The organism is Alkaliflexus imshenetskii DSM 15055 (genome assembly GCF_000517065.1).
GTDB classification, from domain to species: Bacteria; Bacteroidota; Bacteroidia; order Bacteroidales; family Marinilabiliaceae; genus Alkaliflexus; species Alkaliflexus imshenetskii.
In genome coordinates this window covers 273,982-299,381 of sequence record NZ_KI912105.1, presented here as the reverse complement: position 1 = coordinate 299,381, position 25,400 = coordinate 273,982, and the positions used below count along the sequence as shown (strand labels likewise).

The window sequence follows — 25,400 nt, the reverse complement described above, 5'->3', positions numbered from 1 at the left end:
CACCAGCGCTGCCGTCATTACTCTTTACCGCCTTAAAGGCGTCCCATGCCTGTCGCTTACTTATCGGTTGCGACTTTTGTTTCTCCTTGAAAATCATTCTAAATAATCCTTTCGATTATAAGTTGTAATACAATTTGAAACCGGACAGGTGGAGACCTTCGCTCCACTCCCATTACAGAAGCTTCAGCACTACTACGCTCCATCCGCCACTAGCTCTGCTGCATTGGTACTCTTGGCCTTTTCCTTCGAGTGGATTGTGAGCCTTCTCCCTTAACATCAGCTGAGTAGCTTCTCCTGTTCCGTAATCAAGCCCAGACTAAAGTTCACGCCATCTTTATGCCGATTGGCCAGACATCCTATAATACAGGTAATTTGATATCCTTGTCGCAAGCACACATCCGAACACCTGCTTTTGACCAATAGTGTAGTTATTCACGACACCTCTACGATGGTTCAATCGCTACTCATTCGTCTCCAGTAGTCTATACCTGATAAAGTCGGTCGTACAACTGACCCCTTTACCGTTTCCATGACGCTCAGTACCGTCCTCTTGAAAAGGCAGCACCTCATGGTGGTTTGGCAAATCCTCCTGCAAGGCCTTTGCCGAGAGACCATATCGAAGTAAAAACTCCAATACCCTCTCATCTTGATTGCAGTTATGTTACTCAAATTCAAAGAACATTTCTTAAATTGTATCCCTGAGTAACGACAGGACACACGGATTTAGTTCAACATCGTATATAAAACATTTGGCAGTCAGTGCGTTATCAAGCATTTCAACTCGCATCTAAAGTACTTGTAACTTGACAGGAAAGTGCTTCGAAATGCCAAACGTTTCATATACGTGACCGTTGTGTGCAAGTTAAAAGACAAGTCATTATTATAGTTGATAGACAAAAAATGACAGTGTAATAAAATTTTACAGGATAAATTATGAGCAACGAAAAGCAAACCATTCACGATTTTGACATAAATATTATTTATGAGTATTTCTCAGGTACTGACAGACAAGGCCCAGGAAATACAGAAGAGACTCTTAAAGCACTGAATTTTATAAAAGGTCTAACAGAGAAGTCTAAAATTGCCGATATTGGTTGTGGAACTGGCGGCCAAACAATGACATTAGGTCAAAATACTCAATGCGAAATAGTTGGAATTGATGTTTGGCAAGATTTTATTACTAGATTAAATCAAAATTCTATAACTCTGAATCTTCAAGACAGGGTAAAAGGCATTGTTGGAAATATGGAAAATCTTCCGTTTCAAGAATCAGAATTAGATTTGATTTGGTCTGAAGGTTCTATTTATAACATTGGATTTGAGCGTGGATTAAATGAATGGCGAAAATTTCTTAAAATAGGTGGTTATGTTGCTGTAACAGAAAATACTTGGTTTAGTGAAGAACGCCCTAATGAAATACAAGAATTTTGGCGGAAAGCATATTCTCAAATAGATACAATTCCGAATAAAGTTGCTCAAATGCAGAAAGCTGGTTATTTGCCGATTGCTACTTATATGTTGCCAGAAACTATTTGGACAGACTATTACACAAATCAGGCTATGAATATAGATGCTTTTATGAAAAAGCACAAAGGCAACAAAACAGCAGAAGAATTTGCTTCTTCCCAGCGATATGAGGCGGAATTATACAACAAATACAAAGCGTATTATGGCTATATGTTTTATATTGGAAAGAGAATAAAATAGAAACCTGCACACAACAGCAAAATATAATTAATTGCGGTTTCGGTGAGGATAATCAACATTATCACCCGCATCAACCTCGGTGCTTTTCGACAGAAAAGTGCCCCGCAATCCGCAACTAATCATATTTGCGAAACGTTAGCTGCTATTATGACTAGACATTAAACTGCAATAATGAAACAAAAACAGAACATCAATACTTTTTCGGATTTATATGAAAAAACAGTTTCAGAAGATAATTTATTGTCGAGCTTTATAACTGGACATTTAGTAATAGAGTTTTTATTGACAAAAATAATTGAGATAACTGAACCCAAATTAATAGATTTTGCGGAAGGATTAAATCATTATAAGCTAATCCAACTAACTTATGGACTAAATCATATAGACGAGAACCAGAGAGAGGTTTTGTTTTTAATTAATAAAATGCGAAATAAATTTGCTCATCATTTAACATTTGAACCATCAATTTCAGATTTAAAGGAAATATTAACAAAAGCATCTAGTGCGTTTTCTGATATGACAGATGGTTTAGAACAAGGACTTGGAGAAATAAAGAATAAGACAACTATCAGAGATTGCGAAGATTGGGTAATTCCAGAAATGTTTGTTCAAATTTCATATGATTTACATGATATCTACCAAAATCTAGGAGGAGATATAGAGGACTTTTAAGACGAGAAAATTAACTGTAAATAAAGACAATGAAAATAATTATTAATTTCTTTAAAAGTGATACCCTTTGGAAGCAAATAGTTGGAACTATTCTCGCAACTGGATTAATATGGTTGATTACTGTTCTTATTGGATTATTTAAAGGATTGAATTATGCTGCTTCTATCCAATGGACATTAAATCTTTTGAGTTCAAAGATTAGTCTCTGGAGTTTTTTATTGTTGATTTTCGTTGTCGCGATAATAGTTCGTAGATTCTACTCGAAGACATTAAAAGAAATTAGGAGTTCAACGGTAAGTATGGATGAGTTGAATAAAAAGCTTGAGAAGAAAGTTGATGTGCATGATTTTAAAAGATTTAAAGATGTATATGACTTTAGAAGGCTGAAAAATCACCCTTGGCATGAGCAGTATATCAATGATGGAGTTGAGTCTTTCATCAATATGTTGGAAGAAGGAATTAATAATAAAGACAGCTATAAAATAGATAACGGCATGCAGGGATTAGCATTGGAATTAAAGGAACAAGAATGGTTTCATGGTTCTGATAAAAATAGAATTTTAAAATTATTAGATTTATGTTATACTGAAAATAAGAACCATTATAAAAGTGAGCTTATTGAAATTGTTAATAAAACAAGAGTATTATAAAATAACAGCAGCTAATATATAGGAATATGAGCGGTCGGCACGACCCAGCGATTATTCCAGGTTGAACGACATCCCGTCTGGACTACAACTGGCAGCTATGGACTTTTTGTTGGTTTTTGATGTTTTTGGCAAGAACGCCTATGCTGCGTTCGTGCTGTTTTTAACCTTTTCGGTTAAAGAGATTAGTGGTCTTTGTGTTTCAAATGTTGAAAACCAGCTTCTTTTGGGCTTAACCCTCCCCGTCAAGGCAATACGATGCCGAACCTCATGTGAATGAAGTTTTTAAAGGGAATGTAATGTTGGTTACTGCAACTTATCAAAAAGCATAGAAGGCAGATGCCCTGCGGGTGACCGAATCCTGGGCAGGGTTCTGATGACAATCAGACGACCCGTTTTGCAATGCGGACATTTGGTTATGTCAAATCCTGTCAATCTTAAAATGCGCTCTGGAGCCGTTTCGGGCTTTTGTTTAGCTGTCATCTGGTCAATGTCAGGCTTTTCATCGGGCACAAATTGCAAATCCAGATGGAGTTTTGTGGTGTGATGATAAATGCCGAACCGACGGATACGCACGTAACCATCTGGCATAACATGCAAAGAGAATCGACGCAGAAACTCTTCTCCTTTCAGGGATACCGGTTTTATTTGTGCGCGGTCGCGGTAGTCTTTAGCTACGAAAGTGACGTTTGTTGAGTCAACATTCAATATCCGCTGGTTGCTGATGGCAATGCGATGGGTGTATTGCCCCAGATACCTGATGACATGTTCGGCGCCAGCCATTGAGGGTTCGCAATAGACGACCCACTTTTTTTGATGAGCCGCTTCAATGCAGACTTTGAAGCCATCCATTGCAGATAGTTTTCGCAGTTCTCTTTTTATGCTGTCCAGAAATTTACCTTTAAAGGCAGCACTCAACTGGTGCACCGGATAGAGATAATTTTCATATTTGCCGATATGGCGCCATTTTCCCGACAACGAGTATCCTGCTGCCGGAACAATGCAGTGCAAGTGCGGATGCAATGAAAGGTTCTGCCCCCAAGTGTGTAACACCGCAACGGCTCCGGTTTCACAACCGTAATGCGTGTACCCAAAGCTGCGCAGTATACCTCTGGTGGCGTGGAACAAAATATTGCAATAAAGTCTCCTGTCCCAAAGATAAATCTGGTTGAGCTCATGAGGCACGGTGAAAATGAGATGGTAGTGTTTGACTGCAAGTGTTGATTTAATCAGCTTTTCAATCCAGAGCGCCTGTTTGGTTCCCTGACACTTGGGGCAATGTCGGTCGCGACAGCTGTTGTAACGGTAGTGTATGACTCCGCAATCATCACACACCTGCTCATGTCCACCCAAAGCGGCCGTACGGCACTGCACAAGGTTGTGAAAGACTTTGATTTGCTTGGGCGATAACTCCCCGCTCTGCAACAAACTTCCTCCAAATTGGCAAACAACATCAGCCAGTTCATGCTTGCTTTTGTATGGCTTTTCCATAGAGTGTGTCTAAGGGGCTGTGAGGAGTGATATGCTGACACTGGGCTGTGTGAAGATAAATCATGGTTGTTGTGATGTCGGCATGACCCAAAAGCTCCTGTAAGGTTACAATGTTTAAGCCCTGCTCCAATAAATGGGTTGCATACGTGTGGCGTAAGGAGTGAAGGTTCACGTTTTTAGAGATGGTGGTTTTTTTAAGGCTTTCCCGCATAACCCAGGATAATCCTTTGACGCTGTAGCGTCCATCAGCCTCTTTGCCATTGAATAGCCAAACATGCGGATTCTCGGCTCTGAGATATTTCTTGAGCCCGATGACCATTATGGCGGACAAAGGCACAATCCGATCTTTCTTGTATTTGCTCTGGCGGATATGGATGACCATGCGCTCAAAGTCAATATCGGATATCTTAAGGTTGATGACCTCTTGCCCCCGTAATCCGGCAGAATAGATCAGCGTAAGGATAATTCGGTGCTTAAGCAGCGTAGGTGCCGAAAATAGCATCTTTAGCTCCTGGCGGTTCAGCACAACCGGCAACTTGCTCTCTTGCTTTAATGAAGGCAAAGCAATGGCCTTTTTGTTCATGCCCAGCAAACGGTAGTAATACCTTAGGCCATAAACCATGTGCTTGAAACTGCTCCGCGAAGGAGCCTTGACATCGCGTGCCAAAGCCACCAGATACTCGTTGATTTCATCTTCGGTGACGTCTTCGGGCAGTTGTTTAAAATGGATAACAAACAGCGCTATGCGCCGAATGTAATTATTCAGAGTGCTCTGACTCTGTCCACGAAGTACCACCTGATGCTCCATCTTTAAAGCCCTGGCCTTAAACTCCGGAACAAGAACGAGGGCGCGCTCTACAATCGTTAAGGTTGTTTTCTTTCTCATAACTGCATAATTTAAAAGTGAGTAATGCAGTTATAACGGCTTGCATCTAAAAAGATTAATGCTATTTTTGAAAGAGGCTATCCCGGAGGGATTTAGTTCATAATGTGATACTTGTTCTTTGTCCGATGTTGAGATTATGCATTTTAAACCAACCTTTAATGATGTCGATTACAAGAATCCAAATTATTTAGTTCGTTTTGGTGGTTTCGCCCAAATATAGTTAAATCCTTTGAGAGTGCAGAGAGCGGTTTACCTAAAAGGGACATCGTAGAATTTTTGTGACTTGAATTGTTATGAATAGATTCATGACCATGGAAACTAAACCAGAATCAATATGTTGTCAAAAGCATTTGGTTTAAACCTTTTAAAACTCCAGCTGATTGATCCAAACTGTCTTTACTTTCTCTTATCCGGAGTATCTCCAGGAAAAGCGATGAGGTTACACATTTCGCGGAGGCGTGAACGCACCCTGGAGCCATAAATGGATTCTATTTCATCGGCTGAAAGGTTGGTTGTGAAATGTGTAAACATACGGTGGCGGATGTAGTGGTCGTACCGGGAAAGGATAATTTCAGCCATGATGTTACACTCCTGCCCGAAATGTTTGAGGCTTTGCTCCGTTCCCAGGTCATCAAAACAGTAGGATTTGATTTTTGGAACGGCAGTAGATGGATGCCATGAGGGGGCAGCATATCTGCGAATGACCTCGAATCCGTCCTTTTGGAACTCAAAAGCGATGTCGCGACAGGGTTTGAGGATGAGTGGTTGATCAGTGCGATTGAAAAATTTCATTAGACTAAGCAGCGAAGTTTTTCCGGAGCCCACCGGGCCGGAAAGGAGAATGCCTTTATCCAAGTCCATTCCGTGACGCGTTGCGGTAGGTTCATCCCTGATATACCAAGCAATTAGTCGTCCAATCACCAGAGTATCTTTTTCGTCGAGATTAAATTTTTTACCATAGGTCAACCTTCCTTTCTCATACAAAAATGCAAATGCTTGCTGGTAAAATGGTGTCATGCAAACTGTGGCCTTGAGTTCTCGGTTTTAACTTTTTAATTATGTAGCTCACTCATACTATGAGATCACAATGGGGTGTCAAAATCTTTATTTTGATTGACGTGATGACTTCCTGGTCTTTGCCCCCCAGATGTCTGTTTGTCTTTAGTGCTGTTCTTTTTGACTGTGATATTAGATGTGTAACCTTTCAGATTGAATTTCGAGATGTTGAGAATCCAGTTCCTGGCGATCGCTTTCCAATTAGTTATTGGCATATGTGATGATGTCACCCAGCCAATGGCCTCATAATGGTTGAAAAATTTTTCTGCTTCAAGTGCCGGAGCCCTTTTCTCATCAAAATAAATCTGCACATGAAGCAATGGAGGTCCCTCGGCCATCGGCATCATCTGTTTTGATTCGTTGTTGGGAAACTTTCCCTGACTAAAATCTTGACTTTGAGATAAACGTTCATTTTTTTTTCTTTTATGTATATTATGGTTTATTTGTTTATTTATAGGTGGCACATCTTGATTACATTTAGGGTCAAAAGTGAACAGGATAATTTTACTTCCATAATTTTTTGATGTCGACTTCAGATATTTAATGTAACCCCACTCTCCCAACTCACCCATTGCTTTTGAGTATGTTTTAGGGGAACGGATTTTAGATTTTTCCATAATCATAGAACGGTTTATTTGAATGGGATTTATAAAGCCTTTCAGGTTCCATTGCCTAAACAGTGCCAAATAGAGTGAGATATGATATGGGCACAACCGGTTGTCACTATCAAAGATTTCGAGTATGTGGTTTAGATGCCGAATGTAATTCATGAAAGAATGGCAGATTGGTTCTAAATGTCTAATAGAATGAGATACCGAAGAGTGTGTTTAACCCATCGGCATCTAGGTAATGCAATTGAGACTGCCCAGTTTATTAGCTAGAGTTTGAACCTGTTTTGTTGTTTTCTAGCAACAAATCAATGTCTTCACTATTGTAGTAAATGACTCCGTTTAAGCGCGTATATGGCAACGTGCCGTTGATGCGCAGATTTTGAAGTGTCCCAGCTGACAGTCCTAATAAGACCCGCACCTCGGAGGTTCTCAGCCATTTTCTGTTACCTTGAGTCCCACGCAGGTCTTGCAGTAGTTTCTCGATTTCTGAGATGAGTTCTCTTTTAAAGATTTGCAACTCATCCATTGTTACAATTTCGATGCTCATAATTTTTTCGATGGGTTATGATGTACAAAGATGAATAAGCTGGATGAAAAAGAGGGATTGCACCGGGTTGTGCAATCCGGATACAATCCGTCTTTTTACTGGCTGTTTAATTGAAAAAAATAATTTAAGCTTACATCTCAATTAAAACATCGTTGATAATCAGCTGTATCTATTGATGAAAAACTCATCAGGATTGCAGTCAGATTGCACAAAACCATGAAGGGTGTAACTAGCTATAATTCAGAGTGTAGATGTATTCATCAATCCGGTTAGCCATGGCTATAAGCAGTTTTTTAACTTCCAGGAGCGACTTTTTGTCCGTTGAATAGACTTTATTTCTAAGATTCGCACGGGAAATTTCTGCGGTATTTTCTGATTTAAAACCTAAAGAAATGAGATTTATGAGGTCGCTGCGATTAGAAAGATCTATAATTTTTTCATCTACGAATAGTCGACATAAAATTCCCATTTGAGATACTTTTAGTGACGTTTTGATTTTCTTTAACTGTATCTCAACTGCTGCCTGGCTTTCTGCTGATGCATGTTTAGTGCTTGTTTGTACTTTCCTAAAATGTTTAATTCTGGCATTAATCAACTCCTTAAGATATGCGTGGATATGAGATTTGTCCTGATTATAAGCACTTTTTTTATTCGGAATAAGCTCTTGCGTATATTCACGAAAGGTATATAGTATATGAAGTTTATTCTGGATATCAGGGCATGATTCTATTTGTCTGTTCAGATAATTTACCAGATACTTCTGAAAGAAATCTGAATTAAGATTTATTGAGATCATGAGTTTCGTGAGATCTAGTGACGGATTTGGATAAAACTCTCTAAACCTGATGAAGTTCATTAAATACTCATGATACCGTTTAAGGTAGAAATATCGATGAAATCTAATCGGGTTGTGTCTATCCTGAAAAAATGCAATTGGTGCCAATGCTACTCGTATCAAGTCTGGCTGGATTTTCATAACCTTTAATTGTTTCTCAATATCACTTTGCGATAATTTAAAAGATTCCTTTAAATCTTGCTGCATTGCAAATGGAGTGTACCAGTTATAATCAAACCACTTTTGTGTTTCAGTTTCAAGGTTTAAGATCAGATCTTTGAGCTCTAATAGGACAATAAACGCCATGTTGTTTACATATTCACTTCTTCTGATGTTTGCGTCAAGATGATTGATAATGAGTATTATACTATTGAGGTGAAGTCTTACAAAACTGCGTTTTTCTTTGTTCGTGTGATGGAAGTTGACGTAGTTGAGGACGGATTTTTTTACTGAAACAATCTCAGTTCGAAATTTGATTAAGTTTGTACAAAAGTCTGGATTGCCAGCTTTAGCCAATAAAGTCTCAAAGTAGGTGATTTGAGTTTTCATTCTAATTGAATTAGGGTTAAGGGAATAAAGCATTAGTCGCATGATAATTATGCGACTAATGTGGGATTGCTCTAAAGTATTAACCCTAATTCACTTAACCAAAAAATCTTACTTTATTTTGCATCCCGAAGTTGTGGAGATATTGAGTTTATTAAGCGATTTTTAAGATTTAGCATGTCATCGGCCACCTTGCTTTCTATAACTTTTGCATAGATTTCTGTGGTTTTGATACTATTATGTCCCAGTATCTTACTTACTGTTTCAATTGGAACTCCGTTGCTCAAAGTGACAGTAGTAGCAAAGGTGTGTCTTGCCAAATGAAATGTCAGATTTAGATTAATTCCGCATAAATCAGCCACTTCCTTAAGATAGGCATTCATCTTCTGGTTTGACATAGCAGGGAATAGACGTGACGTTCCTTTTAAACCAGGATGGCAGGCGTATTTAGTCAGTACCATTTCAGCTTGTGGCAATAGCGGTAGTTTGACCGGAGTGTTTGTTTTATGGCGACAAAAGGAGAGCCATAATTGACCATCGATGCCTCTTATGAGATTATCGTTGGTAAGGTTATGCAAATCAATGTATGAAGTGCCAGTGAAGCAAGAAAACACAAATAGATCCTTGATTAAATTGAGTCGATGTATCGAGAATTCCTTACTGGTAATGGTGGAAAGCTGTTCCTGGCTCAGATATCCGCGTTCTCTTTTCTCATAGGAAAGCCTGAAAGTTTTAAAAGGATTGGCATTTATCCACTCCAGTTTCTCTGCCAGAATAAGCATTTTTCGAATTCGGCAAAAATGTTTCATTGCTGTATTATTCGATAGGCTTGCCGTTTTATCCCTGCCGTTTTTCTTGCGTAGATAATAATCAAAGTCTACTAACATTCGATAGTCGATGGTATTTAAAGCAATGCACTGTAAGAGTTTTTTTGCTTTTAGAAAATCTCGAAAGTAACTCTGCGTAGTTAAATAATGATTATAGGTACCAGGAGCCAGTTTAGATTTATATATGCGATTGTGGTAATCAAAGAGCTCATCGGTGGTTTTTAGTGCTTCCTCATTGATGCCGAAATATTGGTCCTTGATGGCCTGACCGGTAACTGTTTTCCCAGCAAGGAGAACAGTTGAGTAGATTTCCAACAGTCTCTTTCTTACTTTATCCAGATAGAGGTTTATCTCTTTTGATTCTTTATAGCCTGGTTTAATCCTACCGGCCTCTTTGCTCCATGCTTGAAGATTAGTAAATCGTTTTACCGAGAATTCGGTGCGGCGTCCATCAATGGTAATGCGGGCAAAAATGGGTGCTTGTTCTCCTTTTATCCGATTGGCACGAATGATAAAAGAAATGGTGAAGTTTTGAGAGTTTGCCATGATAAACAGTTGTTTGATGTTTGTGACTATGGCTTCATTTACCTGCCATAACTGCCCATAGTCCCATCGAAAAGACTAATGCATATCAGTGTAACAAGCAGACTGTTAGTTGATTCCGGCGTTTCCAGTGAACAAAAATAATGAAAAAAAATCTGTTCACCAGTTTGTTCACCAGCTTTTTGATTTTGATTGGTTCAAACTGATTATCACAAAATCAAAAAAGTCTGAAAATCCAGCGATTTTCAGACTTTTGATTTTAATCATTAATCATTTTCGTGATCCCGGAGGGACTCGAACCCCCAACCTCCTGGGCCGTAACCAGGTGCTCTATCCATTAAGCTACGGAATCTTTTCAGCGCCGTTGATTTCTCTCAAACGCGGTGCAAATATATAGATTTTGCGCTTATCCCAACAACTTTTTCATTGTTTTTTTCGGATGATTTTCATCTTTTTTTCTCATTGTGATGTTAACAGTTTTCATCTCAGAGAATTAATTCAAGAATAAAGATCCCGAAAAACATACGTTTCCCGGGATCTTTTATACACTTTCTTAACGTTTGAGATTGAATCATGAATTTACTCACCATATTCAAACTTTAAAACCTTCTCAAAGTCCGGCTCCCCTTGAAAGTTTCTGGCCTTAAGCACAAATTCCACCGATGATGCATCTTCAGATTTAAGTGCGTTGAGGTTAAACGAAACGGTACCTCGCATACGGTAGTTGTAAGGATCGTTGTTTCGATTATGTCGGAACTCCAATATCGGCAATCCATTTTCGTTTACCGGATTATCAACATCCTGAACCAAATTGATAAAATGTACTGTACCACCGCCGCCGTAAACAAATCGGATGGTGAGGAAGTCGTCCGTAAACCAGTAACTTCTTATGTCAATGGGATCATGGCCTATGGAATCGGCATTTGCAGGTGTCAGATCGAGAATTCCCTTTGTAAGAATCTCAGCCAGGTCGTTCACTTTCACAAAATGGTCGATATTGCCCTCGGCATCACCCAAAATGGTGTAGTTTATCCATACACGCTGACCATTTCTGGTTTTGAACCAGGGCACATCTGAAGCAGATGGAAATAGCCTGTCGCCGTTATCCGTTACAATGATATACGGACTAATAGCTCCTTTTTCAATGGTGGCAGTAGTTACCCAGAATTTACCGAGTGAGTAGCCGTCGTCATCGTTTTTACATCCGTAGAAGGCAGTCAATGCCACCAGAAGTAATCCAATAAGAAATCTCCTTTTCATAATATATCCTCCTGATTGTTTTAATTATTAGGCCACAAAGGTTGTGCCTTTTTAGTGCAACAAATGTTTATTTCAATCTGTTAGAATGATGTTAAAAATTTAAATGGTTGCCTGTTTCAATTCTTTTTAATCACTGGTTAATGGTCTGAAAATTGTATTAGATTTGTTTGTTCATCGTCAAAAGCGTTCTGAACACTCTTATTTTTGGTAGTAACGTATTATAAATATGTTTTTTAGAATGATGCTTTTTTCCATATTCAGAAATTTAAGTTTATATATTGCGTCTTTATTTCTAGTGTTTTCAGCTAACGTGGCTTCGCAGAAGCAGTATAATTGGGATTTTGAAATGCCGTTAAATATTACTCCGGTAATTAGTGGAAGTTTTGGAGAGCTTAGGGGAGGGCATTTTCATTCCGGCGTGGATTTTACTACGCAAGGCCGAACGGGTTTGCCAATGTTCTCTATCGATGAGGGTTATGTGTCAAGGATTGGCGTTTCGCCGGTAGGATTTGGCAAGGCTGTTTATGTGAATCATCCCAACGGATTTACGTCGGTATATGCCCATTGCGAATGGTTCTCCGAGACTATCGAGAAAATCGTAACTGAGATTCAATATCAGAAACAATCCTTTGCCATTGATGAACACTTTAGTGCCGGACAAATACCTGTTAAGCGCGGTGAACTCGTTGCCTATTCAGGTAATTCAGGTAGTTCAGGCGGGCCTCATCTCCACTTCGAAATACGGGAAACGGCTACGCAACGACCACTTAACGTACACCATTTTAATTTGCCGGTGAAGGATGATGTGCCCCCTCACATTGAAGCCATTTGCATCTATCCCCTTGGTGAAGGAAGTACTGTTAATGGCCGCAATGAACCGTTGTTAATCCCTGTGGTGAAATCAGGAAGTAGTTTTGTTTTAAGCGGAAATCCCACCATCAACGCCTCCGGGGTGATTGGTGTGGGTGTGGAAACGCTCGACTATTTTACCGGGTCGTGGCGAAAATGTGGTGTTTATAGCATTACGTTAAAAGTCGATGGCAATCAGTGGTTTGAGTCGCGCCTTGATGGGTTTCTGTTTAGCCACACCCGCTATTTAAACAGCCACATCGATTTTGCCCGCAGGCATACCACAAAGCGTGTTGTTCAGAAAAGCTTTTTGGATGAAAACAATCAATTGGATATTTACACCACCACAGCTGAACGTGGTCGTGTGCAGATGCTTCCCTGCCAAAGCAGGCGTTTTAATTACGAGATTAGGGATGCTGCTGGTAATTTGTCAGAGTTGACATTTATTATAAATGGGGCAGAGCGCTCTTCTGGTGCGAAAATGAATGCAGCGCCTCAAGTGCCTCTTCTACATCCGCAACGCGCATGGACTACCACCATCGAGGGTTTTAGAGTGAGTTTCCCCGAAAACAGTTTTTATACTTCGGTGCCTGCAGACTTTTCTGTAGTTGACAATCCGGGCGTTGGATTGGGAAGGCATTTTTCGATTTTAAAAGAAACTGTACCGGTACATAATTTCTTTGAGGTTACCTTGCCAATTCCCGAGAATTTGCGCGGAAGAAAAGGGTTAACAGGTGCAAGGGTCAATTCAAACGGGAACGGCCCGCTCATATATGCATCATCAAGCGTTAGGGGTGGCCAGATGGTTATTCGCACCCGCGAAGCCGGAGTCTATTGCCTGGCCATTGACGATACGCCGCCAATAGTACGGTTAAAGAATGCACCTGCCAATAGAAATTATTCCGGACGCGACGCCATCCGTTTGGAGTTGCGTGATGATTTTTCAGGCGTTGCCTCCTACCGGGCTAGCATCAACGGGGAGTGGATGTTGTTTGAGCATGACCCAAAAAACAATGAATTGGCAGGTTTTTTCCGAAATTTACGTATCCCTCGCGGTGGCAGGCATTTGCTGGAGGTTGTTGCTATAGACATGGCCGGCAACGAATCGGTATTTACAACTGAATTCGTCTATTAACCATGTATGCTTAAAACCTTAAGTCTGGTTTTGTGTATATTTGTGTGAGACTAGCCCAAAACAAGTGGGGAACCAAAACTGAGGAGATACAGTTAGAGGCTGTTTAACTTTAATTTATGCAATATGATTTAGACGCGAAGAGTTTTAGATTTTAGACAGATAGAGTAGTTATGAAAGGAAGTTAGATTATTCTTATTCTCTATTAATCATATCTAATCAGTCTAAGTATCGAACATCTAAAAATCTTCAAAGCAGATTTATTATAAAATTTAAACAGTCACTTAGTCTATTATTTAAGATACTTTGATACATGCGCAGAATATTCTGGTTAGTTGTTTTGATAACAATTCTTACAGGTGGAGGAGCCAAGGCCCAAATTGATACCGATAGAATGTCGATTATAGGGAGGAACGCTCTCTATTTCGAAGATTATATCCTTGCCATTCAATATTTCAACCAAATAATTACTGCCAAACCATTTCTTAGCGAGCCATACTATTTTCGTGCCGTTGGTAAGTATAATCTTGATGACCTGAAAGGTGCTGAGCAGGATGTGGATAAAGCCCTTGAGCTGAACCCCTATTACGTTGATGCTTATAATTTAAGAGGTATTGTACGGCAGAAACTTGGTAAATCACGGGATGCAATAAGTGATTTCAATCGCGGTCTGAACATCGACCCGGGTAATATCAACCTGATAGTGAATCTCGGCAACTCATATATTACCAGCAAAGATTACGACAAAGCCATTAAAGCTTACACTGAAGCATTGAAGATATCACCCACTTTAGTGTCTGCGGTGCTCAATCGAGGACATGCAAAAGTTGCAGCCAAAGATACTTTAGGTGGTCTTGAGGATTTTACCAGAGCCATATCCATGAATCCTTATATTCCTGATGGATATTCAAATCGTGCGGTAGTCTATTATCTGCAAGGGCAATTTGACAAGTCGCTGCATGATCTTGATAAGGCCATCGAGTTGCGCCCTGAGGAAGCCAGATTTTATCTTAACCGTGGTATCATTCGTTATCAGCTGGATGATTTGAGAGGTACTGTTGAAGATTTTGACAGGGTTATTGAGTTGGAGCCCCGTAATGCAATGGCATACTCAAACCGGGGTATTCTGCGCGCTCAGATTGGAGATACTAACCGTGCAGTTGAAGACTTTTCACGCGTATTAGCGTTAAACCCGGCTGACTTGCTCACCCTTTATTACAGGGCATTGCTTCTCACCGAAATAGGCGATTTTCGTCAGGCGTTGGCTGATTTTAATATCATTGCAGCTAACTATCCTGATTTTGCCCCTGTGTTTTTTAACCGTTCTCATGTAAAGCAAATGCTGGGCGATACACGTGGCGCTGAACTTGATTATGGCACTGCCGTGAAACTCGAGCTTGCACGTCGCGAGCAGTCCGATAAGCCTGCAGATGAATCTTCTTTGTTAGCCTCGTCCTCTCGTAATAGCAGAGAAGAGGCAAAATCCGATAATACCCGGAAGGCCACCCGTAGAGAGTCGGATACGGACATCCGCAATTACGATAAAGTGGCTGTTCTGGACGATTTCGGCACCGAACAACAGGAGGAGATGGGTACAAATCCTCTGCGTGGACGAATTCAGAATCGCAACATCATCATTGATATGGAACAAGTGTTTGGGATAACTATCTTTCCCGGTGATACGCTGGTTCACCGTTTGCGATATTTTAATATTGATTTGGATGCGTTCAACCGTCAACGGCTAATTAACCGTTCGTTACAGATTGCTAACGTTGAAAAAGAGGTGGGGCGTGAGTTGGCAGCCGAAATATTCACACAAATCAATACAATATCCACACAAATTGATAAGGTGCATGGCACCGAAAAGGAAGGCCTGCTTATAATAAGAGGCGCACTCTATAAATCGGTGCTCAATCTTAACAATGCTCTGGAGGATTACAACAGAGTACTTGATGAAAATCCCCACAACTACCTCGCCTTATTTAACCGCGCTTATGTGCGATTCAAGATGGTAGAGCTGGTGAGAAGTGTGGAGGCTGAAATTCCAGAGCCTCAACAACCGCTGCGTATAGGTACTTTAGGCGCACGAACGCCTACTGCTGCATCGGATACCGAACGGCGAATTCTCGACTATGATTTGATAAGCAGGGATTTAGAGCGTGTGCTCGAGTTGAACCCCAATTTTGCTTTTGCACACTTTAACCTTGGAATGGTACAGGCTTCTCAGCGTAATTTTAATGAGGCTGTCACACATTTCTCCAATGCCATTGAAATAATGCCTAATTTTGCCGAAGCCTGGTTTAATCGTGGACTCACCAGAATCTTCCTCGAAGAGGATGTGGCAGGCACTTTGGACTTAAGCAAAGCTGGTGAGCTGGGTATTTTTAAGGCGTATAATGTTATTAAAAGATATGGCGTTGGGCCATCAGGCATGATGGACGAAGAGGAGTAACCTATGAATGAGCTTCCCGATTTTATCGATACTGATAATCCTGAGTTTCAGGACGCACTCCGGTTAATTCAATATACCAACTCTTCGGTATATCTTACCGGCCGTGCCGGTACGGGTAAGTCAACGTTTCTCAGGTATGTGTGCGATAATACACATAAAAAGCACATTGTGCTGGCTCCTACCGGCATTGCGGCCATTAATGCCGGTGGTGTTACCATTCATTCGTTTTTTAAGGTGCCTTTCCGACCCATATTGCCCAACGACCCCGACTTGTCTGCAAAAGATCGCCGAATATATGATTTTCTCAAATACAATAAAGCAAAGATTCAACTCCTGCGAGAGGTAGAGCTAATCATCATTGATGAAATATCGATGGTGCGTGGCGATATTCTCGACTTTATCGATCAGGTTTTAAGGGTTTTTTGTGGCAACAAAACAGCGCCCTTTGGTGGCAAGCAGATGTTACTTGTTGGCGATGCTTTTCAGCTTGAACCGGTTGTGAAACGCGACGAATGGCAGATTCTTAGCCGATTTTACAAAACACCCTATTTCTTCTCGGCGCAGGTTTTTCATCGTATTCCTCTGGTGCAAATTGAACTTAAAAAAGTGTACCGGCAAAGCGATCCTGTTTTTGTTGATGTGCTTGATAAGATAAGGGTGAAACGTGCTGGCTCTGTTGAGTTTCAGACAATCAATAAAAGGCTTTTTCTCGATTTCAAAGTGCCTGATGATGAGTTTTTTATCACACTTGCCACGCGTCGCGATACTGTTGATTACATCAATGAGCAAAAGCTTAACGGATTAGAAGGCAGCGAGCATGCTTTTGATGGTGTGATAAGCGGAGAGTTTCCTGAATCGAGCCTGCCAACACTTAAAAGGCTTATCCTTAAGGAAAATGCTCAGGTGATGTTTGTGAAAAATGACATCGAGAGGCGTTGGTACAATGGTAGCCTCGGCATGGTTGAAGAGATAGGTGAGGAGGGTATTTATGTGCGTCTCGAAAACGATGAGGTGCATCTCGTAACCCGCGAAAAATGGGAGAATTTGCGCTATAAATTTGATGAGAGTAACAACCGCATCATTGCTGAAGAGATAGGTTTTTTTACGCAATATCCCTTGCGTCTGGCATGGGCAGTGACGGTTCACAAGAGTCAGGGACTAACTTTTGATAAGGTGGTAATTGATTTTAGTGGTGGTGCATTTGCCTCAGGTCAGCTCTACGTAGCACTCAGCCGTTGTCGCTCTTTGGAGGGAATGGTTCTCAAAACACCAGTGGTGCCAGGTGATATCATTGTAAATGCGGAGGTTGAGATTTTTGCACGCTCTGCCAACAACAAGCAGCTAATTGAGGAGGAGTTGCGCAAAGCAAAGGCCGATGATGCCTATGCTCTAGCATTGCGCGCATTCCGAAACCAAAACTGGAAGGAGGCTGTAAACCATTTTGCGCAGGCGGTTGACTATCGAAACGATCTCATGAAACCTGAGCTGCAAAGATTTCTGGTTCAGGAGATGCAGTTTGTAAGTCATTATAAAAACAGAATCATTGAACTGGAGGGGCTACTTGAGGCCAACCGCAGCAATGTGGATGAGTTCTCCCGGGAGTATTATCTGATGGCCAATGAATGCGAGGTGAAATTTAAGGATACCCGTTCGGCCATAGCAAACCTGAACAAGGCGCTTAAATTAAATCCGCTTTTTGTGGATGCATTATTGCGCAGGGCATCGCTGCTTAAGACCACCGGCGATGCACAAGGGGCTGAAGCTGATTGTTCTGCCATCCTGCGCATCAAGCAAAGAAATTTTAAGGCGTTGCTGTTGCGCGGAAAAATACGTTTACAGCTTGGCAATCTTAATGGCGCCTATCAGGACTTACTCGAAGCCATGAACATTAAAAAGTCGAACCCCGAAGTATATAAAATACTGAGTAAGGTATGCGCAAAAATGGGCGAAGACGCCAAATCAATTGAGTACAAGAATATCGCCCGCAGCCTCGAAAACAATGAGGATGATTATTAGGGTTTAGATGTAATCAACTCATTCTCCCTTTATAATCTTCATATCCATATTCACGCACAATGTTCAAGCCTTTCTGGTCGTTCCAGATGGCCAACGCCGGATGCGGCACGCCATTAAACATGGTTGTTTTTACTATTGTGTAATGAATCATATCTTCAAACACAATTTTATCGCCAACTTTTAATGGTTCGTCCCACGACCAGAAGCCCATAAAATCGCCCGACAGGCAACTGTTACCTCCAAGTCGATAGGTTGGCTTTCCTGCTACGGGTTCCTGATGCGCACCTCTAACTCTTGGCTTGTAGGGCATTTCAAGACAATCGGGCATGTGTGCTGTGAATGAGGCATCCAGAATGGCTGTTTTTATGCCGTGATTCTCAACAATATCTACCACACTTGAAACTAAAACGCCTGTTTCCCAGGCAAATGCACTTCCGGGTTCCAGTATCAACTCCAAATTCCACTTCTCTTTAAATTTAATGAGAAGATTTACCAGATGGTCAATGTCATATCCTTTGCGCGTCATAAGATGACCGCCGCCCATGTTTAACCATTTTACCTGTTTCAGGTATTTGGCAAACTTTTGTTCGATGGCTTCGAGCGTTTTCTCCAAGTTGTAGGAGTTTGACTCGCAAAGTGTGTGAAAATGAATGCCTTCAATCTCTTTAGGCAATTCGTCGGGCATTTGATCTGCAATTACGCCCATTCGTGAACCGGGAGCGCATGGGTTGTAGAGGTCGGTTTCTACTTCGCTGAACTCAGGGTTTATTCTAATGCCGAGCGATACTTTGCGCTCAAAACTCTTTACCATAGGTAAAAAGCGCTCGAACTGCGTAAATGAGTTAAAGGTGACGTGACTGCTATATTTTAGTATTGTTGAAAACTCTTTCTCGGTATATGCAGGTGAGTAGGTGTGCGCCAAACTGCCCATCTCCTCAAATGCCAACCGCGCTTCGTGAATGCTACTCGCTGTGGAGTATGGGATGTATTCCCTAACAATGGGAAATGCACTCCACATTGAAAAAGCCTTGAAGGCCAGAATTATATCAACGCCGGCACGCTCTTTTACTGATTTAATGAGCGCCAGATTGTTGCGAAGAAGTTGTTCGTCAAGCACATAGCAGGGAGAGGGGACTTGTTGGATTTGGATTGACATTGTTTTCTGTTTTTCAATTACGCTGCAAAGATAGGACATTGTGTGGTTTTTCTGAATTGGTTTTGGCTTTTCCTGACTCAACACAAGGAGTTGTCGCCAGTTTCAGCCACTCGCTGTTGATATACGCATCTTATCATTGCTGCCGTTTTTTCATCACTTGCAAAAAGAACGCCTTTATGATTCAGATAGGTTGACTCCACACGGTTTAATTCAAGTATGTGGCCGTAAATGTCTGTGGCAATGCCACCTGCTTCATTAAATAAACAGGCTGCTGCGGCATAATCCCACAAACTGCCTCCTCCATTTCCTCTTTTGGGAAACTTATAATAGCACGAAGGTGCATGTTCAAGTACCATACAGGTGTTGATGGCTCCGCCGGCAATGGCATTCACCTCAATTTGGTTATACTGCGAATCTGATATTTCTCTTTTTATTTTGGCGATGATGTTTTCATAATCGGGTAACTCTTTGTACCCCCGGTCAGCAAAAAGATAGAGGTGGTTTTCATTTGTCTCCGGTTTTGCAAACTCAAACCTATCCTGGTTGCGAAAGGCTCCCATTCCTCTGGTGGCATAATAAAGGATGTGTTTTACCGGATCGTAAATGACTCCAATGAGCGGTGTGCCATCTTGTGCCACCAAAGCAATACTCACAGAATAGCCATGGGTTTTGTGTATAAATGGCAGCGTGCCATCCAACGGGTCGATGCACCAGAAAGCAGTCTTGGCTAATCTGCTGCCATCGTCGGGACGCTCTTCGGTAAGCATGCCAATGTCGTAAATTTTCATCGAATCCGACAAAGTATTTATCACAATCTGTTCGCTTTCGGTGTCTACCTCAGTCACTACTTGTGAGGCCAATGTGTCACCGCCTTGTTTGGTGAGCACGTTCAATTTTCTATCCACTTGTCTTGAAATATGCATGCCCGCCTTGCAGGCTGCTGCTATGGCACATTGTGTGAGTAGATATAGGTTTTCTTTATCAAAATACATGGTTGGCTAGTATAATCCTTCGTTGATGTTGTTGATGACCAATCGCGAAACTTTTTCGCTGTAGCTGTTTTTATCCCATTTTGCCGGGCTCCATCCTTTGTAGAATCGGTGAAAATCAGTCCATGCCACCGGAAAGAGTCTTCTCCATTCTGCTTCCAGGCTTTCAATTTGGATATGTGGCTGAAGCCTTTTCATAGCCATCCGTAATTCATCAAAGTAAAAATTGAGCAATGGTTGTTCATTTCTTTCACATGATTCCTCATCCATACAACTTCCAATAAAATAGGCCACATCCTTCATTCCGCATCCATTCCCAACATATTGAAAATCGACAGCAGCCACTTGTTTGTCATTCGCAAAGCAGAAGTTGGCCAGTTTGGCATCGCCATGTACCAGTGTTTGATGTTTTGCCGCCGACAGGATGTTGTCTATTTCTGATGCCGCATTTTTTAGTGGTACATCGGTGAGTACGTTGAGTTCATCCGGGCGCGTATCCAAATGCCAGTAAGTGCCTGTCATCCATAGATTGTCCGGCTTCTTGTTCATGAATGTGGCGTGAAAATTGGCCAGCCATTTTAAGCAACTATGTAACTCCGTTGTGTCAACCTGGTTTTTTCTGATATTAAAGCCGCACTGGTTCAAGTCTTCGAGCACAATAAGTATCTCGTCATCCTTTATTTCAACACCATAACAGTATGGAGTGCGGCAATTTTCGTCGCATTGGGCATTCCATGTTTTGTACCAGTTTACTTCGACCTGATAGGATTTGAGCTTTCGATTGTGCGAGAGGTCTGAGTTTGAGATTCCCGATTTTGGAATGTGTATGTGTTTGACTATCACGGACTCGGCAACGCCATTTACAAGTCTGTATCGTTTTATATATCCATATCCGCTCCAAAGCGATTGTATGGTTTCTATTCCTGAAAAGTTATCAGCCCGGGTTAGTTGTAATATTTTTGATTCAGAAATTCTGTTCATTGAATATTTATTTTCAGCTACGGCCATGTTTTTTGCGTACGATAACGCCAACAATATGATTTTCGGGTACCGGCCCCCAGTAGCGGCTATCGAATGATCGGGGTCGGTTATCTCCATGTGTCCAATAGTAGCTCAACTTAAATGTGTAGCTGCTTACCGGTATATCATCAATAAAGTAAGACTCGCCTTTTTGTTGCAGATTTACATTCTCAAATACACAAATCATCCGCTTGTATATAGCAAAATTACGCGGGTTGAGATCAATTGTGTCATCTTTGCGTGGCAGGTAAATAGGGCCTAAGTTGTCGGCATTCCATCCCCAGCTTCTCTGAAAAGGAAAAACAAAGGGGTCGGGGATGCCGACCGATAAGGATTCCCTTTGAAGGTCGTTTGCATGGTCACCCAGTTTCAAGAGATCTTCGTCAGATAGCTGCACATATAGCTTATCGTTGTTTGTGAATGGTGCTGCTGATAGTGCGGCCTGCTTCAAAATGTCGTTAAGCTCATTGGGTTGGCCTGTCCATTGTAAGGTATTGATGACTGCGGCATCTTCCAGACTAAAGAGTCCGTTTATATGCAGAAGTCCATTGCGTATTTCTATCGTATCGCCCGGTAAACCCACAATTCGTTTTACCATCCGCGGGCGGTTTTTAACATCAAGTGTTAGTAGTTTGCCCCAACCTGCGTTCATGAGCAGACTGTCGAGGTTTGGGTGTTTTCGGCGCAAAAGGTAGTAGCTCTCACCTGGGCGGGAGTCGATGATGGTGTCGGCCTCGGGAAAGTTAAAAACGACAACATCGCTGTAGCTTAGCGGTCGTGAAATGCGCAGTCTGCGGTATTTGTCGGGCTTGTTGGTGCTGAAGCGCGGTCCGGGTATCATCTTGTTTACCCACACATAATCGCCCGCTTCAATGGTGTCTTGCATGGATGAAGTTGGTACTGCCAGTATCTCAAAACAATATCGATAGAAAAGATCTGAAATCAGAATACCCAGGCCAGCCCAAATTAAAATATGCAAAACTCTTCGTTTCATTGTATCTCTGTTTTTGTCATTGCCAAACAAGCAAAAAGAGGCAGAACACGTGTTTAGTATTTTACCACCAACGTACGGAATACTGCCTCTTTGCGTATTTGAGAATTGTCTTTACGCTTCGACTAATCCTTTGTAACAAGTTTGAAGAATCGGTTCCATCGGATGGTTGCCGGAAACTTCTTGTCTTTATTCAGTGATAGCCAAACCAGAATTGGACGACCAACGATATGATCCTCCGGCACAAAACCCCAGTATCGTGAATCTGCTGATTTATGTCGGTTGTCACCAAGCATAAAATAGTAATCCATCTGGAATGTATAACTGGTTGTGGGCTCATTGTTGATGTAAATTACATCGTTTTTAAGGTCAAGCGTGTTTCCTTCGTATGCGGTGATGATGCGCTCGTAGAGTAAAAGGTTTTCAGGTGTAAGCGTTACCGTGGTTCCTTTTTGCGGGATGTGAAGTGGTCCGTAATTGTCTCTGCTCCAAGGGAAGCTGCGGCTGTACGGGAATACCTGCATGCCCGAAGCATCGGGTCTGTGTTCATCCATTTCGAGCGTTTGAACCACGTTGTTGGATTTCACACTTTCGGCCATGGCTGGAGTAAGCGGCAGCAGGTAGTGTGGCCCAATTCCGCCTTCGCGCTTATCGTCATCCGACACACCCAGTCTCTCAAAAAAGCGTTGGTTTAACAAAGTACCATCGGTAATTACATGGTAATTGTGCTGGATGTTTTCAGGATTTTCGGCAGGCTCACCATTGATGTAAATCTGGTTACTGCGAATTTCGAAGAGGTCACCCGGCAGTCCCACACAGCGTTTTACGTAATTGTCGCGCCTGTCAACTGGCCGGTAAAGCACATCGCCAAATTCCTGGGGGTTATTGTGAACTATTTTTCTGCCCAAATCGTTCACAAACATGCGAAATTCATATTCTGAACCAAAGTTTCGACCTTGTAATAACGCCGGGTTTTGGCCTACCTGATTTAAGCCCAGCTCCCTGATGGTGATGTAGTAGTCGGGGTTGGTGCGATAAAATGCCACTGTATCACCTGTTGGAAAATTGAATACCACAATGTCATTGCGTTTCACATTTCCAAAGCCTTTTAACCTTTTGTAATCCCATTTAGGCCACTCCGTGTACGATTTGGAATTTACAATGGGAAAGGTGTTTTGCACCAATGGGAAGGCGATGGGCGTCATCGGCATTCTTGGGCCGTAGCTCACCTTGCTTACAAACAGGTGGTCACCTACCAGCATCGTTTTTTCAAGCGACGAGGTGGGTATTTTATAGTTTTGAAAAAGAAAAATATTGATGATGTAAACTGCCACAAGTGCAAAAACCAGCGCATCAATCCACTCTATCCAGGCCGCAGGTTTTTCACCTTCTTTGGTGCGTTTCCAAAAATCCCAGGGCACCTTTTTGGTTATGTATATGTCGAAAATTATGGGCAGACCAATTAATAGCCAGTAGTTGCCAATCCAAATAACGGTGAGCAGATATACCAATGCGGCAATGGCAAACCTTATTTTTCTGGCCAGTGATACGTTTTCCATAGTTTATTTATAGCAGACGGTTAAAATTTAAGCATGTCTTTCATGGTGAGATACCCCTTTTTCCCTGCTGTGAACTCAGCAGCCAGAACGGCTCCCAATGCAAATCCGTGACGGTTTTTCGCGCTGTGATGAATGATGATTTCATCGGCTTCGGACTCATATTTTATGGTGTGGATGCCTGGCACCTCTCCTTCGCGAATGGCATCTATCTCCAGAGCGGCACCATCCGATTGTTTGTCGAGCTCCCATTTGGTTTTGCGGTCGAGGTTTTCAATGATGTCATCGGCCAGGGTGATGGCAGTGCCACTGGGCGCATCCAGTTTTTGTGTGTGGTGAACTTCTGTAATCTTCACCTCGTAGGCATCTTGCGGATTCATCAGTTTGGCAAGGTGGCGGTTAAGCTCAAAAAAGATGTTCACCCCTATACTAAAGTTGGATGCATAGAAGAATGTCTGCCCTTTTCTTTCGCACCATTCCTTTATCTCTTCCATGTGGGCGAGCCACCCTGTGGTACCCGAAACAACTGGTATGTTAAGCTTGAAACACTCACGGTAATTATTCAGAGCTGCTTCAGGTCTGGTAAACTCAATGGCCACTTCGGCTGATTTCAATTCCGGTGCAGTAAAGTCTTCTCCTGAAAATGGGTCAACGCGCGCCACTATTTCATGACCGCGCGACAAAGCAATTTTTTCAATCTCTTTTCCCATTTTCCCATATCCTATCAAGGCTATCTTCATTGGTTTCTGGTTTTATTCGGTAACTATCTTAGCTATTATTGTGCTGATTTCTTCAATATCTCAACAAAGATATAAAAAGAGATATAAAGCTGCCACGAACAGAGAATTTAATTAAGTTACTCAAAAATAAGCCCGTGTTTATTTAATCTCCTGTATGGTTTGCATTTAGTCTCTCACTCTTTATATCTTTAGAGCGTTTTTTGAAGAAATCTTCAAAAAAATCATCTCATTTTTCACTCCCGATGCAACCATCCTTTTTTTGGTGTGTCTTTAGCATGTAATTAACAGAATAACCCTTGCCGACGTTGGATTTAGAAATACATAAAGATGTAGTTGCACAGGCCCTTGCCGGAAATGGAAAGGCCATGGAGAAGTTGTACAGTTTGTACAGTAAATCCATGTACAACATCTGTTGCAGAATAATGAACAACACGGCCGATGCTGAAGACATGTTACAGGAAACCTTTATAGAAGCATTTCGACGGCTGGGAACCTTTCGGTTCGAGTCCACATTTGGTGCATGGCTCAAGCGTATAGCCATCAATAAATGTATAAATGAGCTGAGACGAAAAAAGGTGCAACTGGCTTATGGGGAAATTCCGGATGGGTGCGACCTGCCGGATGAGGATTCGGACGATGTGCGTAACGATTTGATGACGGTTGAACGAATTCGCCACGCCATGGCACTTCTGCCGGATGGTTATCGTGTGGTTTTCTCGTTATATATGATGGAAGGTTATGATCACGACGAAATTGCATCTATCCTGAGTATTTCACCATCAACATCCAAAACACAATTGATGCGGGCTAAAAATAAGATTATAGAGATTTTAAAAACAGGGGATTTATTAGTTCCAAACAACAACTAAAA

Annotated in this window: 22 protein-coding genes and 1 tRNA gene; 7 read left to right on the top strand and 16 right to left on the bottom strand. The window is 41.6% G+C overall.

Going from position 1 to position 25,400, the window contains the following annotated elements; genetic code table 11:
- Nucleotides 1-460: 460 nt before the first annotated feature.
- Nucleotides 461-634 carry a hypothetical protein gene (locus tag ALKIM_RS19730; protein ID WP_157363697.1) on the bottom strand — a complete coding sequence of 58 codons (174 nt, stop codon included), beginning with the start codon at nucleotides 632-634 and terminating at the stop codon, nucleotides 461-463.
- A 299-nt stretch (nucleotides 635-933) separates the two neighbouring features.
- Here ALKIM_RS19730 and ALKIM_RS0101380 point away from each other — a divergent pair, with 299 nt between their 5' ends.
- From ALKIM_RS0101380 to ALKIM_RS0101370, 3 genes are all read left to right on the top strand, one after another.
- Nucleotides 934-1,707, top strand: coding sequence for a class I SAM-dependent methyltransferase (locus tag ALKIM_RS0101380; protein ID WP_026473099.1), 774 nt, complete (start codon nucleotides 934-936; stop codon nucleotides 1,705-1,707).
- A gap of 171 nt (nucleotides 1,708-1,878) precedes the next feature.
- Nucleotides 1,879-2,379, top strand: a complete 501-nt coding sequence (locus tag ALKIM_RS0101375; RefSeq protein WP_026473098.1) for a hypothetical protein — start codon at nucleotides 1,879-1,881, stop codon at nucleotides 2,377-2,379.
- Between the two features lie 29 nt (nucleotides 2,380-2,408).
- Nucleotides 2,409-3,029, top strand: coding sequence for a hypothetical protein (locus ALKIM_RS0101370; RefSeq protein ID WP_026473097.1), 621 nt, complete (start codon nucleotides 2,409-2,411; stop codon nucleotides 3,027-3,029).
- Between the two features lie 303 nt (nucleotides 3,030-3,332).
- On the opposite strand, the gene ALKIM_RS17195 is transcribed toward ALKIM_RS0101370, so the two are convergent.
- The 9 genes from ALKIM_RS17195 to ALKIM_RS0101315 all read right to left on the bottom strand — a co-directional run bounded on the left by ALKIM_RS17195 (nucleotide 3,333) and on the right by ALKIM_RS0101315 (nucleotide 11,628).
- On the bottom strand, nucleotides 3,333-4,517 hold the full coding sequence (locus ALKIM_RS17195) for an IS91 family transposase (protein ID WP_044117669.1): 1,185 nt from the start codon (nucleotides 4,515-4,517) through the stop codon (nucleotides 3,333-3,335).
- Complete coding sequence (locus tag ALKIM_RS0101355) at nucleotides 4,489-5,403, bottom strand: tyrosine-type recombinase/integrase (protein WP_026473068.1); 915 nt, start codon at nucleotides 5,401-5,403, stop codon at nucleotides 4,489-4,491. Before ALKIM_RS0101355 ends, ALKIM_RS17195 begins: the two co-directional genes overlap by 29 nt.
- 396 nt (nucleotides 5,404-5,799) lie before the next feature.
- Nucleotides 5,800-6,420 carry a P-loop NTPase family protein gene (locus ALKIM_RS0101350; RefSeq protein ID WP_026473095.1) on the bottom strand — a complete coding sequence of 207 codons (621 nt, stop codon included), beginning with the start codon at nucleotides 6,418-6,420 and terminating at the stop codon, nucleotides 5,800-5,802.
- 65 nt (nucleotides 6,421-6,485) lie between these two features.
- A complete protein-coding gene (locus ALKIM_RS0101345) occupies nucleotides 6,486-7,076 on the bottom strand; it encodes a hypothetical protein (protein WP_157363695.1) in 591 nt (196 codons plus the stop codon).
- Between the two features lie 256 nt (nucleotides 7,077-7,332).
- Entirely contained in the window at nucleotides 7,333-7,617 is a 285-nt protein-coding gene (locus ALKIM_RS0101340) for a helix-turn-helix domain-containing protein (RefSeq protein WP_026473093.1), read from the bottom strand.
- 229 nt (nucleotides 7,618-7,846) lie between these two features.
- Entirely contained in the window at nucleotides 7,847-9,001 is a 1,155-nt protein-coding gene (locus ALKIM_RS0101330; RefSeq protein ID WP_026473092.1) for a hypothetical protein, read from the bottom strand.
- Between the two features lie 113 nt (nucleotides 9,002-9,114).
- Nucleotides 9,115-10,371 carry a site-specific integrase gene (locus ALKIM_RS0101325; RefSeq protein WP_026473091.1) on the bottom strand — a complete coding sequence of 419 codons (1,257 nt, stop codon included), beginning with the start codon at nucleotides 10,369-10,371 and terminating at the stop codon, nucleotides 9,115-9,117.
- A 276-nt stretch (nucleotides 10,372-10,647) separates the two neighbouring features.
- Nucleotides 10,648-10,720 (bottom strand) — tRNA-Arg (locus ALKIM_RS0101320).
- A gap of 227 nt (nucleotides 10,721-10,947) precedes the next feature.
- On the bottom strand, nucleotides 10,948-11,628 hold the full coding sequence (locus ALKIM_RS0101315; protein ID WP_026473090.1) for a NigD1/NigD2 family lipoprotein: 681 nt from the start codon (nucleotides 11,626-11,628) through the stop codon (nucleotides 10,948-10,950).
- Nucleotides 11,629-11,974: 346 nt separating this feature from the next.
- Here ALKIM_RS0101315 and ALKIM_RS0101310 point away from each other — a divergent pair, with 346 nt between their 5' ends.
- The 3 genes from ALKIM_RS0101310 (at nucleotide 11,975) to ALKIM_RS0101300 (ending at nucleotide 18,077) form a co-directional block, all read left to right on the top strand.
- Nucleotides 11,975-13,612, top strand: coding sequence for a M23 family metallopeptidase (locus ALKIM_RS0101310; protein WP_162148780.1), 1,638 nt, complete (start codon nucleotides 11,975-11,977; stop codon nucleotides 13,610-13,612).
- A 310-nt stretch (nucleotides 13,613-13,922) separates the two neighbouring features.
- Nucleotides 13,923-16,061, top strand: a complete 2,139-nt coding sequence (locus ALKIM_RS17190) for a tetratricopeptide repeat protein (protein WP_044117671.1) — start codon at nucleotides 13,923-13,925, stop codon at nucleotides 16,059-16,061.
- Nucleotides 16,062-16,064: 3 nt separating this feature from the next.
- Complete coding sequence (locus ALKIM_RS0101300) at nucleotides 16,065-18,077, top strand: DEAD/DEAH box helicase (protein WP_026473088.1); 2,013 nt, start codon at nucleotides 16,065-16,067, stop codon at nucleotides 18,075-18,077.
- Between the two features lie 13 nt (nucleotides 18,078-18,090).
- Here the strand turns inward: ALKIM_RS0101300 and nspC are convergent, their stop codons facing one another.
- From nspC to dapB, 6 genes are all read right to left on the bottom strand, one after another.
- Nucleotides 18,091-19,233, bottom strand: coding sequence for a carboxynorspermidine decarboxylase (nspC, locus tag ALKIM_RS0101295; RefSeq protein ID WP_026473087.1), 1,143 nt, complete (start codon nucleotides 19,231-19,233; stop codon nucleotides 18,091-18,093).
- A gap of 77 nt (nucleotides 19,234-19,310) precedes the next feature.
- Nucleotides 19,311-20,225 carry a 3'(2'),5'-bisphosphate nucleotidase CysQ family protein gene (locus ALKIM_RS17185; protein ID WP_044117670.1) on the bottom strand — a complete coding sequence of 305 codons (915 nt, stop codon included), beginning with the start codon at nucleotides 20,223-20,225 and terminating at the stop codon, nucleotides 19,311-19,313.
- Between the two features lie 6 nt (nucleotides 20,226-20,231).
- Complete coding sequence (locus tag ALKIM_RS0101285) at nucleotides 20,232-21,203, bottom strand: oxidoreductase family protein (RefSeq protein WP_026473086.1); 972 nt, start codon at nucleotides 21,201-21,203, stop codon at nucleotides 20,232-20,234.
- A 13-nt stretch (nucleotides 21,204-21,216) separates the two neighbouring features.
- The gene (gene lepB, locus ALKIM_RS17180) at nucleotides 21,217-22,236 is read right to left on the bottom strand and encodes a signal peptidase I (protein WP_052345207.1); all 1,020 of its coding nucleotides are present in this window, start codon (nucleotides 22,234-22,236) and stop codon (nucleotides 21,217-21,219) included.
- Between the two features lie 122 nt (nucleotides 22,237-22,358).
- Nucleotides 22,359-23,792, bottom strand: a complete 1,434-nt coding sequence (locus tag ALKIM_RS0101275; RefSeq protein WP_026473085.1) for a S26 family signal peptidase — start codon at nucleotides 23,790-23,792, stop codon at nucleotides 22,359-22,361.
- A gap of 20 nt (nucleotides 23,793-23,812) precedes the next feature.
- Nucleotides 23,813-24,529, bottom strand: a complete 717-nt coding sequence (gene dapB, locus ALKIM_RS0101270) for a 4-hydroxy-tetrahydrodipicolinate reductase (protein WP_026473084.1) — start codon at nucleotides 24,527-24,529, stop codon at nucleotides 23,813-23,815.
- 305 nt (nucleotides 24,530-24,834) lie between these two features.
- Here dapB and ALKIM_RS0101265 point away from each other — a divergent pair, with 305 nt between their 5' ends.
- Complete coding sequence (locus ALKIM_RS0101265) at nucleotides 24,835-25,398, top strand: RNA polymerase sigma factor (RefSeq protein ID WP_218916647.1); 564 nt, start codon at nucleotides 24,835-24,837, stop codon at nucleotides 25,396-25,398.
- Nucleotides 25,399-25,400: the final 2 nt, after the last annotated feature.